Here is a 15,514-nt window from a genome sequence, read left to right as displayed (position 1 = left end):
TGGTGTCGTCGCGCACGCTGCTGCACGACGGTCGGGAAGATCAGGCGGCTGCGGCCTCGTCGACGTCGAGCACCAGCAGCAGCCGGTCGTCGAGGGTGCAGGCGGATCGGATGAGCGGGCGGATGAGCACGTCGAGCGTGTCCGGCGGTGCCTCCACGCGGCCCGGCTCGACGTCGACGACGTCGCCGATCTCGTCGACGAGGAGGCTCACGGTCTCCCCGCCCACCTGCACGACGACCATCATCTGGTCGGCGCCCTCCCCCAGCGGGGGCAGGCCCAGGCGCGGGCGCAGGTCGACCGTCAGCACCACCTGGCCGCGCAGGTTGACGAGGCCGGACACCCCCTCGGGGGCGAGCGGCACCCGGGTGCGGGCGTGCGCCCGCAGGGCCTCCTGCACGCGCTGGACGTCGACGCCGTAGAGGCCGTCGTCGACGGTGAACGTCACGTAGCTGCTCATCGGGTCGCTCCCACGAGGTCGGCGGTGTCGTCGAGGACGTCGAACACGTCCCCGCTGTAGAAGTCGCGGTCAGCGGCGAGCACGGCCGAGCGCACGTCGAGCAGCTCGGTGACCCGGTCGCCCAGCACCGTCGAGCCGGTCAGGCCCGCGTCGTCGATGCTGGAGTGGCGGCCCACCTCGTCCTCGACGATGTCGACGATCTCCTCGACGACGAGGCCCACCGAGCGACCGCCGCGCGTGTACACGACGAGCAGCAGCTCGTCCGTCTCGCGGGCATAGGTGCCGAGGACCCGGTCGAGGCGCGCCAGCGGGAGGATGGTCCCGCGGTACTGGACCACCTCGCGGCCGCCCACGAGCTCCACCTGGTCGGTGCGCACGTGCTCGAGCCTGGCCACGGACGCCAGCGGCATCGCGACGCGTCGGCCGCCGCCGATGCCGGCCACGAGGACCTGCTCGGTCTGCACCTTGGCCGCGGCGAGGTTCTCGGCCGCGACGCGCGCGGCGAGCTCCGGGTCGCGCACCAGGGCGCGCCGGGCGATCGCCTGCACGTCGAGGATGAGCGCGACGCGCCCGTCCCCCAGCACGGTCGCCCCCGAGTACACGCCGATCGCCTTGAGGCGCGCGGCCAGCGGCGTGACGACGATCTCCTCGGTGGTCAGCACGCGGTCGACGAGCAGGCCGAAGCGCTGCTGGTCGGCCTGCACCACCGCGATGACGGACTCCGACTCGGGCGTGGACGCCTCGACGCCCAGCACCCCGGCCAGGGACACCAGCGGCAGCAGCTCACCGCGCAGCCGGTAGACCGGCGCGGCGTGCACGTACTCGACGCCGGCGTCCGAGCGCTGCGTGTCGAGCGCGACGAGCTCGACCACGTGCACCTGCGGGAGCGCGTACACGTCGCCGGAGCACTCGACGGACAGCGACGGCATGATCGCGAGCGTCAGCGGGATGCGCAGCCGCCAGACCGTGCCGGTACCGACGGTCGACTCGACGTCGACCGTGCCCCCGATGGACTCGATGCGCGTGCGGACCACGTCCATGCCGACGCCTCGACCCGAGACGTTGGTGACCTTGTCCGCCGTCGAGAAGCCCGGCAGGAAGAGCAGCTGGAGCAGCTCGTTGCTGCTCATCGCCGCCACCTGGTCGGCCGTGCGCAGCCCCTTCGCGACGGCCTTCGCGGCCACGACCTCGGGGTCGACACCGCGGCCGTCGTCGCGGACCTCGACCGAGACCTGGCCACCGGCGTGCGAGGCGCGCAGCTCGAGCACGCCGACCGGCGGCTTGCCGGCCGCGACGCGATCGGCGGGCGACTCGATGCCGTGGTCGACCGCGTTGCGCACGAGGTGCGTCAGCGGGTCCTTGACCGCCTCGAGCAGGCCACGGTCGAGCTCGGTGTCGCCACCGACCATCTCGAGGCGGACCTCGCGACCGCACAGCGCGGCGAGGTCGCGCACGACGCGCGGCATCTTGGACCACACGTGCTCGATGGGCTGCATGCGCGTGCGCATGACGCCCTCCTGCAGCTCGGACGCGATGAGGTTGAGCTGCTGCGCCGAGCGGGCAAGGTCCACGTCCTGCGCCGACGACGCGAGCCGGCTGATCCGGTTGCGCGCCAGCACCAGCTCGCCGACCTGCCGCATGAGCGAGTCCAGCAGCTCGACGTCGACGCGGATGGAGGAGTCGGCCGCGCCGCGCAGGGTCCCGGTGTCCTCGAGGGCCGCGGCCGGGGCGGTGGAGGCCCGGGGTGCGGCGGGTGCCGCCGGCGCCCCGGGGGCGGGCGCAGCGGGGGCGGGCGCTGCAGGTGCAGCCGGCTCGGCCGCGCGGGGCGCCGGGACGAGCCCGACGGGCGCGGCCTCGGCGGCCGGCCGGTCGTCTGCGGCCCCGACGGGCGCGGCCTCGGCGACGGGCTGGTCGTCGGCGGGGACCGGCTCGACCTCGACCTCGACCTCGACCACCGGAGCGGGGGCGGCCGGCGCCGCTCCACCCTCCTGCACGGCGACGATCGCGGCGCGCGTGGTCTCGACGTCGACGTCGCCCTCGCCGCCGGTGCTCTCGATCGCGGACAGCAGGTCGCGGACCGTGTCCACCATGCGCAGCAGCACGTCGGTGGTCGGCTGGTCCATCGAGCGCCGGCCGTCGCGCAGCTCCACCAGCAGGTTCTCGCCCACGTGCGTGAGCTGCTCGAGCCGGTTGAACGCGAGGAACCCGCTGGTCCCCTTGATCGTATGGATGGTGCGGAACACGCTGCTCAGCAGCTCGCGTGAACCGGGGTGCTCCTCGAGTGCTACGAGGTCGCGGTCCAGCTGGTCCAGGTTCTCGTGACTCTCGACCAGGAACTCGCGGACGATCTCGTCGATGTCCTCCACAACGCCCTCCCCGCCGGGCGCTGATGGGGTGTACCGCTCCGGCTAACCCCTCATCGGTCGGGCCGGGGTGCTGCTGAGGAGTCCGTCGCGGACGGTGTGACGGAGGCTCCTGCGGGCGGTGCGACCAGCCGGCGCAGGTCCTCGACCGCGCCCTCGGACGCGGCTGCGGCGTCCACGTTGGCCGCCTCGACGGCGTCCAGCACCTCGGCGCGGTGGACGCGCACCGAGCGCGGCGCATCGATGCCGAGGCGCACGCCGTCGCCTCGCACCTCGATGACGGTGACGACGATGCCGTCCCCGATCACGAGGCGTTCACCCACACGGCGGCTGAGCACGAGCATGCGGCGACACTACCGCCAGCGCGGCCTCTCGCCGCGTCGTGGCGCTCAGTCCCAGGACTCCCGCCCGCCGAGCGCGCCGTCGAGCACCGCGGCCCACGCGACCGGACCGGCCGGGATGCCGTCGAGCCACGCGACGGGCACGCCCAGGTCGAGGAGCGTCCCCGGCTCGCTCGTGTCGAACACGCCCCGGGCCGCGACCGCGTCGAACGGGCCGACGGCCGCCATCCACGCACGCGCGTCGATCGCCTTGGTGCGTGCGTCCACCACGGCCCAGGAGCGGTTGGCGCCCAGCGCGCGCAGCAGCTCGGCGCCGGCCGCTCGCTCGTCGGCGTCGGGCGCGACGGCCAGCGCCACCACCCACGGGTGCGGCGCCTTCGCGGCGCCGGCGCGCCACTGCCGGGCCTCGTCGGGCCCGGTGGGACGCGGGCGGGCCTTGCCCCGCGGCTGCGGGACCGACGGGCGCGCCGCGGGCGTCCCGGCGTGCACCACCGCGGCGGGGTCCAGGTTGAGGCGCTCGGCCAGCAGCCGCGCGACGGCGTCGGCGTCCTGCGCCGCACCCACCACGGCGATCACGGAGCCGGGACGACGGTCGAGCTCGGGCGCCTCCGGGATTCCCGCGAGCGCCTGCGAGAGGGTGCGGGGCCGCTCGACGAGCAGCCGGGCCGGGACGCCCAGCGCCGCGAGCCGGTCCGCGAGCGCCTCGGCCGGGGACTCGGTCGGTGCGGCGCGCAGCACCACGGGCTCGGGCACCGGCTGGGGTGCGGCCGCGGGCCGGGCGGCGGCCTCGTCGCCCCCGACGAGGGCCCGGACCTGCTCGAGCACGTCGGCGAACGCCGGGCTGCCCGTGGAGACGACGGGCAGCCCCGCGTCCTGCGAGTCCGCTGCGTCGAGGAGGTCGTCGAGCCCGGTGCGCGCCGCCGCCTCGGCGAACCGGCTGGCCCGCGGGCGCTGCGTGGCCGCCTCGGGGGCTTCGGGGACGTCGACCGTGAGCTCGAAGTGCTCGCGCGTGAAGAACCCGGCCACCCCGCCCGCGCGCACGCGCTCGGCGCGAACCACGCGCGCGCCGGGTCCCAGCTCGTCGGCGACCCGCGCCATGAGCGTGGCCAGGTCGGTGCCCTCAAGCAGCAACCGCGTGCCCACTGCTCACCACCCCCATCGTCTCGATGGTGACGCCGGCGCCGGTGACCTCGCCGTAGGACAGGACGGGCAGGCGGGGCAGGCCGAGCGTGACCAGGCGGCGCAGCGCGGGCCGGATGGCGGGCGCGCACACCAGCACCACGGTACGACCGCTCGCCTCGGCGTGCGCCACCGCGTCGCGCAGCTGAGCCAGGATCATCTCGACGCGCGAGGGGTCGACCAGCAGCTGCGTGCCGTTCTCGGCCGGGCGCAGCTGCTCGACCAGGTGCTGCTCGAGCAGCGGCTCGAGCGTGACCACGCGGAGCGCGCCGTCCTGCACGTAGGCCGCCGAGAGCGCGGGGCCGAGCGCGGCACGCGCCGCCTCGACCAGGCCCTCGGGGTCGGTGCCCGTGCGCGCCCGCAGCGCGAGCGCCTCGTAGATGCGGCCCAGGTCGCGGATCGGCACCTCCTCCGCGAGCAGACCCTGCAGCACGCGCTGCACCTCGCCCAGGCTCATGAGCGAGGGCACCAGCTCCTCGACGACCGACGGGTTGACGCGCTTGAGGCCCTCGGTGAGCACCCGCACGTCCTCGCGGCCCAGCAGGCGCGCGGCGTTCTGGGTGATGAGCGCGCCCAGGTGCGTGATGAGCACGGACACCCGGTCCACGACGGTCGCCCCCGTCATCTCCGCCGCGTGCCGCAGCTCGGCGGGCACCCACTTGCCCGCGAGGCCGAACACCGGCTCCGAGACGACAGAGCCGGGCAGGGCGGCAAGGTCGTCGCCGAGCGCGAGCACGCGGCCGGCGGGCGCCTGCCCGCGGCCCACCTCGACGCCCGCGATGCGCACCGAGTAGGTGGCGGGCGGCAGGTCGACGCTGTCGCGGGTGCGCACGGGCGGCACGACGATGCCCAGCTCGAGCGCGGTCTTGCGCCGCAGGCCGCGCACGCGCGCCAGCAGGTCCTGCTCGGGCCCGTCGCCGACGAGGTCCACGAGGTCGGGCGCGAGCAGGATCTCCAGCGTGTGCACGCGCATCTGCTCGATGAGCTGCTCGGGCGTGTCCGCCGCGGGCGCGGTGCTGGGCGCGGCGACAGCCGACGCCTCCTTCTCCTGCCGGGCCAGGGTGGCCTTGGTGCGCTGCGCGACGATGACGAGCAGGATGCCCACCAGCAGGAACGGCAGCTTGGGCATGCCGGGCAGCAGCGCGAGGCTGATGGCGCCGATGCCGGCGATGAGCAGGGCGTTGCGCGACTGGGTGAGCTGCTTGGACGCGGCCGTGCCCATGTCGCCCTCGGCGGTCGCCCGGGTGACCACGATGCCGGTGGACACCGAGAGCAGCAGGGCGGGGATCTGGGTGACCAGGCCGTCGCCGATCGTCAGCAGGCTGAACCGCTGGAGCGCCTCGGCGGGCGACATCCCCATCTGGAGCATGCCGATGACGAACCCGCCGATCAGGTTGATCACCGTGATGACGATGCCGGCGATGGCGTCGCCCTTGACGAACTTGGAACCACCGTCCATGGCGCCGTAGAAGTCGGCCTCGGCGGCCACGTCCGCGCGGCGCTGGCGCGCCTGGTCCTCGTCGATGAGGCCCGAGTTGAGGTCCGCGTCGATGGCCATCTGCTTGCCGGGCATGGCGTCGAGCGTGAACCGGGCGCCCACCTCGGCGACGCGTCCGGCACCGTTGGTGATGACCACGAACTGGATGACCACCAGGATCAGGAAGATCACCAGGCCGATGACCAGCGACCCGCCCACCACGAAGTGGCCGAACGCGTCGATGACCTGGCCCGCGTAGCCGTCGCGGAGCACGAGGCGCGTGGACGCCACGTTGAGGCCGAGCCTGAACAGCGTGAACACGAGGATGAGCGAGGGGAACACCGAGAAGTCCAGCGGCCGCTTCACGTACATGCTGGTGAGCAGGATGACGAGCGACGCGGTGATGTTCACGGCGATGAGGATGTCGAGCAGCGCCGCCGGGAGCGGGACGACGAGCATGAGCACGATGCCGACGACGCCCGCGGGCACGGCCATCGGAGCGAGGGACCGGTTCTTCATGGCTGGGCCTTCGGTGTCGCGCCGGCGCGGGCCGGCGGGCGGCGGGCCGCGCGTGCGGCGGCCCGGTGGTCGGTGGTGTCGTCGGGCGGCAGCGCCGAGCCGCCCTGCAGCTTGTGCTGGCCGGCGGCGGCGCCGCGACGACGCAGGGCCATCACGAACGCGAGCACGCGCGCGACGGCGGTGAACAGGTGCGCCGGGATCTCCTGGCCCATCTCGCACGCGGCGTGCAGCGCGCGTGCGAGGGGCACGTCCTCGACCATGGGGACGCGGTTGTCGGCCGCGGCGGCGCGCATCTTGGCGGCGACGGCTCCGGCGCCCTTGGCGACGACGCGCGGTGCGCCCGTGCCGGGCTCGTAGCGCAGGGCGACGGCCACGTGCGTGGGGTTGACCAGCACGACGTCCGCGGTCGCGATCTCGGACATCATCCGGTTGCGGCTCATCGCCATCTGCTTGGACCGGATCGCTCCCTTGAGCATGGGGTCCCCCTCCGAGCGCTTGTGCTCGTCCTTGACTTCCTTGAGCGACATCCGGGTCTGCTTGCGGTTGCGGCGGATGACCACGACGACGTCGAGCACGGCGAGCAGCACGCCCGCCGCGATGCCCCAGCGGAGCAGGGCCTGGACTCCCCCGGAGGCCTCACCCAGCAGGTGGGTGAGCGGCAGGCGGCCCGAGCCGATCACCAGCGGGACGAGCGCCTTGACCGAGATGTAGAGGACGAGCCCCACCACGGCGGTCTTGAGCAGCGTCTTGACGCCCTGCCACAGCGCCTGGGGGCCCACCAGCCGCTTGATCCCCTTGACGGGGTTGAGCCCCTCCATGTGCAGGCGGAACCGGCGCGGGCGCCAGCCGCCCTGCGCCATGCCCACGGCCAGCGTGACGCCGACGAGGACGGCGAACAGCGGGCCGAGCGTGGTCAGGACGCTCGAGAGCCCGTCGCGCAGCACCTCGACGGCGGCGGCGGGCGTGGGGTCCTGCGCGACGTCGCGCAGCGCGGCGAGCTGCTCGACGGCGGCCGCGCGACCGCGCGAGACGACGCTGGGGATCATGAGCGCCGCGGCACCGAGGCCGAGCCAGGCGGCCAGGTCCTGGGACCGGCCGAGCTGCCCCTTGCGGTGCAGCTCCTTCATGCGCCGCGGTGTGGCCTTCTCGGTCTTGTCCTCGCTCACGGCAGCACCCCCAGCAGCTGCACGACGGACTTGCCCGTGAGGGCCTCCATGACGGCCGGGAGCCCGATCAGGGCGAACCCGCCGAGGCCGAGCGTGATCAAGATCTTGAGCGGGAAGCCGAGCGCGAACGCGTTGAGCGCGGGGGCGACGCGCGTGAGCAGGCCGAGCCCGGCGTCGGCGAGGAACAGCACGACGACGAGCGGGCCGGCGATCTGCAGCGCGGACACGAACATCTGGGTGAGGCCGTCGGTGAGCGCGTGGGCCAGCGCGGCGGTGTCGAGCAGCGCGCCCAGCGGGAGGGCGTCGAACGAGCGGACCATGCCGGCGATGACCACCTGGTACCCGTCGGTGACGAACAGCAGCACCATCGCGGTGAGCTGGTAGAAGCGCTGGAAAGGCGCGCCGCTGGTCATGCCCATGGGGTCGAACGCGGTGGCCATCTGGAAGCCGCCGGACATGTCGATCATCGCGCCGGCCGACTGCACGGCCGAGAACACCAGCATGACCAGGAACCCGAGCGCCGCACCGGTCACGGCCTGCAGCACCAGCGCGCCCAGGAACGCCGGCGTGGTGTCGGACGGCAGCGGGTCGAGGTGCGGGCCGACCGCGAGCGCGAGCGCCATGGCCAGCCCCACCTTGACGGTGGAGGGCACGGCCCGGTGCGAGAACGGCGGCGCGATCACGAAGAACGCGGCGAAGCGCACGCTCGCGAGCATCACGGTCTCGAGCCCGCCCAGCGGCAGGGTCAGCGCGATCGGGCCCACGTCAACCGCCCACCAGGGCGGGGATGCGGTCGAACAGGTCGTGCGTGAACGTCATCAGCTCGGAGATCATCCAGTGGCCGCACACCAGCAGCGCGACGCCCGCGGCGAGCGCCTTGGGCACGAAGCTGAGGGTGACCTCCTGGATCTGGGTCACGGACTGCACGAGCGAGACCACGAAGCCCACGACCAGCGCCGTGACGAGCACGGGCGCGGCCAGCTTGGCGGCGAGGACCAGGGCATCGAAGCCGACGTCGAGGACGGCGTTGGCGTCCATCGTCAACCACCGCCCGAGTACGAGCCGATGAGCGAGGTGACCACCAGGCCCCAGCCGTCGACGAGCACGAACAGGAGCAGCTTGAACGGCAGCGAGATCATCACCGGGGGCAGCATCATCATGCCCATCGACATCAGCGACGCCGAGACCACCAGGTCGATGACCAGGAACGGCACGAAGATGACGAAGCCCATGATGAACGCCGAGCGAAGCTCGGAGAGCAGGAAGGCCGGGACCAGCGTGGTCATCGGGACGTCGTCCGGCGTGGCCGGGTTGGGCTGGTCCGCCGCGCGGGTGAGCAGCGCGAGGTCCTGCTCCCGGGTGTGCGACTCCATGAACCCGCGCAGCGGGTCGGAGCCGGCGTCGACCGCCTGGGAGAACGTCATGGTGCCGTCCAGGTAGGGCTGCACCGCCTCGGTGTTGATGTCGCCGATGATCGGGGACATCACGAACAGGCTGAGGAACAGCGCGAGCCCCGCGAGCACCTGGTTGGGCGGCACGCCCTGGAGCCCGAGCGCGTTCCGGGTGAACGCGAGGACGACGAAGATCTTGGTGAAGCTCGTGGTCATCAGCAGCAGGGCGGGCGCGACCGACAGCAGGGTGATCGCGATGAGCACCACGACGGACTGGCTCGGGGTGCCGTTGACCCCGTTGACCGCGACGGTGACGCTGTCGCCGACGCCCGACGGGGCGGCCGGCGGCGTCGGGGACGCGGGATCGGTCGGCGCGGCGGACGCCGCACCCGCGCCGACCACCAGGGCGAGCCCGGCGACCGCGGCGACGACGAAGACGCGCCGCAGCACGGCGGGCGCGGTCACCGTCTGACCGTCCGGTCCTGCAGCGTGCGGACCAGGGTCCGCCAGGTCTCGGGCGACAGCACCGAGCCCTGCAGCGGGCCGTCGGAGGACGCGGCGGCGGCCTTGGCGGACGCCTTCGCGACCGAGGTCTCCGCGGACACGCGCGGCGAGGGCAGCGTGGGCAGGCTGAGCCGCGGCTTCGCCCGGGCGTCGCCGGCAGCGGCCGGCGTGCGCGGCGCCGCGGGCAGGGGCGCGGTCTCCACCACCGGCGCGAGCTCGGTGAGCATGGTGACCTGCTGGTCCCCGTAGCCCACGAGCATGCGGCGGTTCCCGACGGCGACCACGGCGACTCCCGAGTGCCGGCTGACGGACTGCTTGCCGACCACCCGCACCTCGGCCTCGCGCTGCGTGCGCTCGCGGCGGGGGCCGTTCATGCGCCGACCCGCGTACCAGATGAGACCGACCACGCACGCGAGCGACAGGATGACCCTGGCGGCGAGCATGAGCGTGTCCATCAGCGGGTGGCGTCCTCGTCGTTCACGATCTCCGAGACGCGGATGCCGTAGACCTCGTCGACCACGACGACCTCGCCGCGGGCGATGAGCTTGCCGTTGACCATGACGTCGGCCGGCGCGCCCGCGGCGCGGTCCAGCTCGAGCACGGTGCCCGGCGTGAGGTCGAGCACCTGGCGGACGGGGAGCGTGGTGCGACCGAGCTCGGCCGTGAGCACCATGTCGACGTCGTAGAGCATGCGCATGCTGCCGCGCTGCGTCGGCACGCCGCGCAGCGGGGCCGGGGGCTGCGGGCCACGGACGCGCAGGGCGAACCAGGCGACGGTCGCGCCCTCGTCCTGCAGGGCGAACACCTCCGCGCCGGCCACGGCCGCACCGGCCGCCTCCGTGCGGCTCGCCTCGAGCACGCCCGCGCCGACCTCCTGGCCCGCCGCCTCGAGCGCGGGGCGCAGGGCGTCGAGCGTGGTGAGCGCGCCGCCGGCGGCGGCCGTCACGTCCCCCAGGACGTCAGAGGCCACGAGGACGAGGTCCGCGCTCGGGGCGCCGACGAGCGTGGCGACCACGGCGACGGCGTCCGCGGGCACGTCCGCGTCCCGTGCGGGGACCACCGCGAGGGCGGCGATCGCGGGCACGAGCGCCGCAGCAGCCTGGGCGGCCGCGCTCGCGACCCCCGTGCTGCGGCCCGCGGCGGCCAGGGTGGAAGTGCTCAGCGAGTTCATGCGGGGTTCTCCTCGACGGTGACGACACGGCACGCGAGCCGCGATCCGTGGCTGCCGATGGCGGCCTGGGCAAGCACGACCCCGTCGACGACCACGTCCAGCGGGGTCGACGACGGGTGGGACAGGGTGAGGACGTCCCCCACCTGCAGCGACAGGACGTCGCGGGGCTGGACGGTCCGCGGGGCGAACTGCACGCCCACCCGCACGGGCACGCCCTCGACGGCGTGCTCGAGGTCGGCGTGGGCGAGAGCCGCGGCGAGACGCTCGTCGTCGGACTGGGCGCTCGCGCCGTCGACCGCGTTGAGCGCGGCGAGCATGGTGTCGGCGGGCAGCATGAGCGTGACGGCGTCCTCGCGCTCGCCCACCCGCAGGGTGAACGACGCCACGAGGACGGTCTCGGAGGCGGCGGCCGCCTGCACGAACTGCGGGTTGTACTGCACGCCCTGCACGGAGACGACCAGGCGGGTGAGGCCGGCGAACGCGTACTCGAGGTCGCCGAGCGAATGCTGCAGCAGGTCGCGGACCAGCGTCAGCTCGATCTCGGTGAGCTCGCGGCCCTCGCGCTCGTCGCCGCGTCCGTTGCCACCGAACAGGTAGTCGATCCACACCATCGTCGCGCCCACGGGCAGCTGGACGACGGCGGTCTGACGGCTGCTCTCGAGCGTGCACAGCACCATCGCGGTGGGGCTCGGGAGGCGGTTCACGTACTCGTCGTACGTGTGCAGCGCGACCTGGTCGAAGGTGAGGTTGCTCATCACCCGCAGGCGCGCGGTCAGCTGGTTGCCGAACTGGCGCGCGAACCGCTCGAACGCCATCTCGAGGTGGCGGGCGTGCTCGCGCACGAGCGTCAGGGGACGGCGGAAGTCGTAGGTCTCCACCTGGCCGCGCGCACGCCTGGCTGCGGGCACGCCGGTGGCAGCGGTCGGGGCTGGGGCGTCCTGGACGGTCACGAGCCACCTATCGGCGGGCGCGCAGGCTTGATGAGCGATCGCGTCGGACCAGAATCTCCGCCCCACCCTTCGTGGGTGAGTTCGGGTCCCGGTGCGGGACCCGGCGGAGCGGTGCGGCGCCCTCCGTGGCGCCAGTGAACGACCGGACGAGCCGGCTACTGCGTGACGTAGTTCGTCAGGTAGACGCCCATCACCTCGCCCTCGTACACGGTGGCCAGCTCCTTGGCGAGCTGGTCGCGCAGCTTCTCGCGGGTCTTGGGGTTCGAGACGTCCTCGACCGTGCGGCCCGAGAAGACGGAGATGGCGTGGTCGATGGCGCGCGACGTGTCAGGCGCCTCGGTGACCTCGGTGGTCAGCTGCAGCGCGATGCCCAGACGCAGGTAGTGACCGCCCGCGAGGTTGAGGCTCACCGGGTCGACGGCCAGCACCTCGCCCGGCTCCGGCTTCGGCTCCGCCTCGGGCCCGGCCGCACCGCTGGGGCGCAGCAGGAAGAACCACGCGGCGCCGAGCGCCACGAGCACCACGGGCACCACCAGGAGCACCAGCTTCTTCTTCGACCTCTTGGGCTCGGACGCCTCCGCCTCGGCGGCGGGCGCGCTCGAGGCACCGCCGATCTTGCCGCCGATCTTCGGGGCGATCTTGGGTCCGGAGACCACGCGCTGCTCGATGGGCATGGACCTACTCCTTGCTCACGGCGGGCAGCAGGGCCCGCACACTCTCGGGGGCGTCCGACAGGACGACGAGGTCGACGCGGCGGTTGGCCTCGAGGGCCGCCGCGCTGCGTCCGGCCATGAACGGGCGCTTGTCGCCGTAGCCGACGGCCATGATCTGCTTGCCCGGCACGCGGTCCTTCTCCACCAGGTGGCGGAGCACCTGCGTGGCCCGGTCGGAGGACAGCTCCCAGTTGGTGGCGTAGCGGCCGGAGACGGGCAGCGTGTTGGCGTGCCCCTCCACGGAGATCTGCTCGTCGATGTGCCGCAGCGCGGGCGCGGCGGTGTTCAGCACGCGCCGTGCGACGGTCGTGAGCTCGGCGCTGGCCGGCGCGAAGAAGACGTCGTCGGCCACGAGGCCGAGCACCAGCCCGCGCTCGTCGATCCGGAAGCGCACGGCGTCCTGCAGGTGCCGCTTGCTCAGCTGGGCCGCGATGGTGTCGCGCAGCTTCTCGAGGTGCGCGGCCTCCTTCTTGGCGGCCGCGAGGACGTCGGGGTCGACGCCCTGCTTCGGCGGGTTCGTGGTGGGGTTCTCGGCCTGCGAGCCCAGGTTCGCGTCGGCGTCGACGATCCCGGTCGTGTCCGCCTTCGGCGCGTCGACGGAGACGGTCTCGCCCGTGAGGGCGCCGTCGCTGCCGTCCAGCACGGAGTCGGTCCCGGTCTGGTCCTGGAACCCCGCGCTGAGTGACTCGCGCAGGGCGATGTACTTCTCCTGGTCCACCTGGCTGATGGCGAAGAGCACGATGAACAGCGCCATGAGCACGGTGATCATGTCGGAGTAGCTGATCAGCCACCGCTCGTGGTTGACGTGCTCCTCCTCGTGACCGCCCGAGCGCCGCCCGCGGCCCCGGCCGCCCGAGTGCCCGCTCACGCCGCAGCCTTCTTGTCAGGCGCCGCAGGCGGCAGCAGGCTGCGCAGCCGCTCGCCGACGAGGCGGGGGTTGGCGCCGGCCTGCACCGCGAGGAGGCCCTCGAGGGTGACCTCCATCTGGGTGCACTCGAGGTCGGAGATGCGGCGGATGCGCGCGCCGAGGGGCAGCCAGATGACGTTCGCCGACAGGATGCCCCACAGCGTGGCCACGAACGCGGCCGCGATGGAGTGCCCCAGCTCGGCCGGCTCGGAGAGGTTCTCGAGCACGTGCACCAGCGAGATGACGGTGCCGATGATGCCGATGGTGGGCGCGTAACCGCCCATGTCGGCGAAGTACTTGGCGTGCACGCGGTCAGAGCTGCGCTTGGTGGCGATCCGGTCCTCGAGGATGACCCGCAGGTCCTCCGGGTCCGTGCCGTCGATCGCCGCCTGCAGGCCGCTGCGCAGGAACTCGTCGTCGATGGTGCGCGCCGCGTCCTCGAGCGAGAGCAGACCCTCGCGCCGGGCGCGGTCGGCCAGGCCCACGACGGTCTCGACCGTGGTGGCCGGGTCCGGCGCCTTGCTGCGCAGCGCGCGCGGCACGGCGGCGAACGCACCCTTGACGTCCTTGAGCGTGTGGCCCGCGACCCCCACGCCGATCGTGCCGAGCCACACCAGCATCAGCGGTGCGGGCAGCATGATGGACATGGGGTTCGCGCCCTCGAGGAAGAGGGCGCCGAAGATGGCGACGAAGGCGACGCCGATGCCGATCAGTCCGGCCGGGTCCATCACACGCTCCTCGGTCGTAGCGGAAGGGTCTGGGCGAGCGGGGCGTCGTCGTCGTCCTCGTCGTCCTCGGGCTCGGGCACGAGCTCGATGTGGGGGGTCGCGCGCATCTCGTACGAGCGCGCGAGCAGCGCGGCGCGGTGCTCGTTCACCCGCGCGATGACCTCGAGCATGGGCTCGGCGACGATGTACTTGGTGCCGTCGACCAGCGTCAGGATGGTGTCCGGCGCGCTGTCCACGCGTTGGATCAGGTCCGGGTTCACCCCGAACTGGGCGCCTGTCAGGCGAGTCACGACGATCACGGCAGATACCCATCCTTGGTCACGGTGCGGCGGTCGCCGCGGGGCCCATCCATGGGCCCTCGATGCTCTCTACCCATCGGTCGGTACCCGGCCGGTGTGAGGGGTCGCTCCCTCACACCGGCTGTCACGGTCAGCGCTTGAGGTTGACGAGCTCCTGGAGCACCTCGTCGGACGTCGTGATGACGCGCGAGTTCGCCTGGAAGCCGCGCTGCGCCACGATCAGGTTGGTGAACTCGCTGGAGAGGTCCACGTTGGACATCTCGAGCGCGCCGCCCTGCAGCGTGCCGCGGCCACCCGTGCCGGCCGTGCCGATCGCGGGCTCGCCCGAGTTCACGGTGGTGCGGAACAGCGACCCGCCGGCCTTCTCCAGACCGGCCGGGTTGGTGAACGCGCCGAGCGCGATGCGGCCGATCGTCTGCTTGAGGCCGTTGCTGAAGGCGCCCGTGATGGTGCCGTCCGCGCCGAGCGAGAACGACTGCAGCGTGCCGGCCGGCTGACCGTCCTGCGACTGCGCCTTGACGGTGTCGAGGCCGGAGAAGCCGGTCAGCTTGGAGATGTCCACGTTCACGCCGCCCACGCTCAGCGTCGTGGGGGTGGTGAGCGACCCGTCGGCCGCGAAGGTCATGGCGGCCGGGGGCACGGTCGCGCTGCCATCGCCCGCCCCGACCGTCCAGCCGGCGGCCGACTTGGTGAAGGTCAGCGTCAGCGTGCGCTCGTTGCCCTTGCTGTCGTACACGTCGACCGTGCGGTTCAGCACCGTGCCGTCGGCCGCGGCCGAGTCGAGGTTGCCCCCGTAGGTCGCCTTGGTGGACGCGACGGCGGCCATCAGGGTGCCCGCGGGGACGCGCAGGTCGGTGAGCGGGCCGTTGGTGTCGATCACGCCGTTGACCGCGGCCCAGCCCTGCACCAGGGCGCCCTCGCCCGGGAGCACCATCTGGCCGGTGGCGTCGAAGTCGAACGAGCCCGCCCGCGTGTAGAACGTCTCGTTGCCCTTGCGCACGGTGAAGAAGCCGTCGCCCTGGATCATCATGTCGGTGCTGCGGCCCGTGGACTGCGAGGCGCCCTGCGAGAAGCTGGTGGTGATGCCGGCGACGCGCACGCCGAGGCCCACCTGCGCCGGGTTGGTGCCGCCGACGCCGCCCTGCGCGCCGCCCGCGTTGATGAGCACCTGGCTCAGCGTGTCCTGGAACTGCACCTGCGAGGACTTGAAGCCCGTGGTGTTGACGTTGGCGATGTTGTTGCCGGTGACGTCGAGCATGGTCTGGTGGCTGCGCAGACCGCTGATGCCGGAGAAGAGCGAACGAAGCATGTCGGGTTTCCCTTCGGGAGCCGGCCGGTGGTTCGGCGCG

At 73.2% G+C, this 15,514-nt stretch carries 17 protein-coding genes; all 17 read right to left on the bottom strand.

Annotation, left to right across the window (positions count from 1 at the left end):
- Nucleotides 1-40: 40 nt before the first annotated feature.
- Complete coding sequence (locus QRT05_RS04420; RefSeq protein WP_289445639.1) at nucleotides 41-457, bottom strand: chemotaxis protein CheW; 417 nt, start codon at nucleotides 455-457, stop codon at nucleotides 41-43.
- Nucleotides 454-2,823, bottom strand: a complete 2,370-nt coding sequence (locus tag QRT05_RS04415; RefSeq protein WP_289445637.1) for a chemotaxis protein CheA — start codon at nucleotides 2,821-2,823, stop codon at nucleotides 454-456. Before QRT05_RS04415 ends, QRT05_RS04420 begins: the two co-directional genes overlap by 4 nt.
- A gap of 50 nt (nucleotides 2,824-2,873) precedes the next feature.
- On the bottom strand, nucleotides 2,874-3,164 hold the full coding sequence (gene csrA, locus QRT05_RS04410; protein WP_289445635.1) for a carbon storage regulator CsrA: 291 nt from the start codon (nucleotides 3,162-3,164) through the stop codon (nucleotides 2,874-2,876).
- 45 nt (nucleotides 3,165-3,209) lie between these two features.
- Entirely contained in the window at nucleotides 3,210-4,304 is a 1,095-nt protein-coding gene (locus tag QRT05_RS04405) for a hypothetical protein (RefSeq protein ID WP_289445634.1), read from the bottom strand.
- Nucleotides 4,282-6,336, bottom strand: coding sequence for a flagellar biosynthesis protein FlhA (locus tag QRT05_RS04400; protein ID WP_289445632.1), 2,055 nt, complete (start codon nucleotides 6,334-6,336; stop codon nucleotides 4,282-4,284). Before QRT05_RS04400 ends, QRT05_RS04405 begins: the two co-directional genes overlap by 23 nt.
- Nucleotides 6,333-7,502 (bottom strand): EscU/YscU/HrcU family type III secretion system export apparatus switch protein, encoded by a 1,170-nt coding sequence (locus QRT05_RS04395; protein ID WP_289445629.1) that lies wholly within the window; start codon nucleotides 7,500-7,502, stop codon nucleotides 6,333-6,335. Before QRT05_RS04395 ends, QRT05_RS04400 begins: the two co-directional genes overlap by 4 nt.
- A complete protein-coding gene (locus QRT05_RS04390; protein ID WP_289445627.1) occupies nucleotides 7,499-8,266 on the bottom strand; it encodes a flagellar biosynthetic protein FliR in 768 nt (255 codons plus the stop codon). Before QRT05_RS04390 ends, QRT05_RS04395 begins: the two co-directional genes overlap by 4 nt.
- A 1-nt stretch (nucleotide 8,267) precedes the next feature.
- Nucleotides 8,268-8,540, bottom strand: coding sequence for a flagellar biosynthesis protein FliQ (fliQ, locus tag QRT05_RS04385; protein ID WP_289445626.1), 273 nt, complete (start codon nucleotides 8,538-8,540; stop codon nucleotides 8,268-8,270).
- Between the two features lie 2 nt (nucleotides 8,541-8,542).
- Complete coding sequence (gene fliP, locus QRT05_RS04380) at nucleotides 8,543-9,358, bottom strand: flagellar type III secretion system pore protein FliP (RefSeq protein WP_289445625.1); 816 nt, start codon at nucleotides 9,356-9,358, stop codon at nucleotides 8,543-8,545.
- On the bottom strand, nucleotides 9,355-9,852 hold the full coding sequence (locus QRT05_RS04375; RefSeq protein ID WP_289445623.1) for a flagellar biosynthetic protein FliO: 498 nt from the start codon (nucleotides 9,850-9,852) through the stop codon (nucleotides 9,355-9,357). Before QRT05_RS04375 ends, fliP begins: the two co-directional genes overlap by 4 nt.
- A complete protein-coding gene (gene fliN, locus QRT05_RS04370) occupies nucleotides 9,852-10,568 on the bottom strand; it encodes a flagellar motor switch protein FliN (protein WP_289445621.1) in 717 nt (238 codons plus the stop codon). The genes QRT05_RS04375 and fliN overlap by 1 nt, the downstream gene beginning before the upstream one ends.
- Complete coding sequence (locus QRT05_RS04365; RefSeq protein ID WP_289445619.1) at nucleotides 10,565-11,518, bottom strand: flagellar motor switch protein FliM; 954 nt, start codon at nucleotides 11,516-11,518, stop codon at nucleotides 10,565-10,567. The genes fliN and QRT05_RS04365 overlap by 4 nt, the downstream gene beginning before the upstream one ends.
- Before the next feature lie 155 nt (nucleotides 11,519-11,673).
- Nucleotides 11,674-12,192, bottom strand: a complete 519-nt coding sequence (locus QRT05_RS04360; protein WP_289445616.1) for a flagellar basal body-associated FliL family protein — start codon at nucleotides 12,190-12,192, stop codon at nucleotides 11,674-11,676.
- 4 nt (nucleotides 12,193-12,196) lie between these two features.
- Nucleotides 12,197-13,099 carry an OmpA/MotB family protein gene (locus QRT05_RS04355; RefSeq protein ID WP_289445614.1) on the bottom strand — a complete coding sequence of 301 codons (903 nt, stop codon included), beginning with the start codon at nucleotides 13,097-13,099 and terminating at the stop codon, nucleotides 12,197-12,199.
- Nucleotides 13,096-13,866: a motility protein A gene (locus tag QRT05_RS04350; RefSeq protein WP_289445613.1), complete on the bottom strand. Its 771-nt coding sequence runs from the start codon at nucleotides 13,864-13,866 to the stop codon at nucleotides 13,096-13,098. The genes QRT05_RS04355 and QRT05_RS04350 overlap by 4 nt, the downstream gene beginning before the upstream one ends.
- Nucleotides 13,866-14,165, bottom strand: a complete 300-nt coding sequence (locus tag QRT05_RS04345) for a flagellar FlbD family protein (protein WP_289445610.1) — start codon at nucleotides 14,163-14,165, stop codon at nucleotides 13,866-13,868. Before QRT05_RS04345 ends, QRT05_RS04350 begins: the two co-directional genes overlap by 1 nt.
- A 130-nt stretch (nucleotides 14,166-14,295) precedes the next feature.
- Nucleotides 14,296-15,474, bottom strand: coding sequence for a flagellar hook protein FlgE (locus QRT05_RS04340; protein ID WP_289445609.1), 1,179 nt, complete (start codon nucleotides 15,472-15,474; stop codon nucleotides 14,296-14,298).
- Nucleotides 15,475-15,514: the final 40 nt, after the last annotated feature.

This window comes from Cellulomonas edaphi, from assembly GCF_030362815.1.
GTDB classification, from domain to species: Bacteria; Actinomycetota; Actinomycetes; order Actinomycetales; family Cellulomonadaceae; genus Cellulomonas; species Cellulomonas edaphi.
This window is presented reverse-complemented; position numbering and strand designations above follow the sequence as displayed.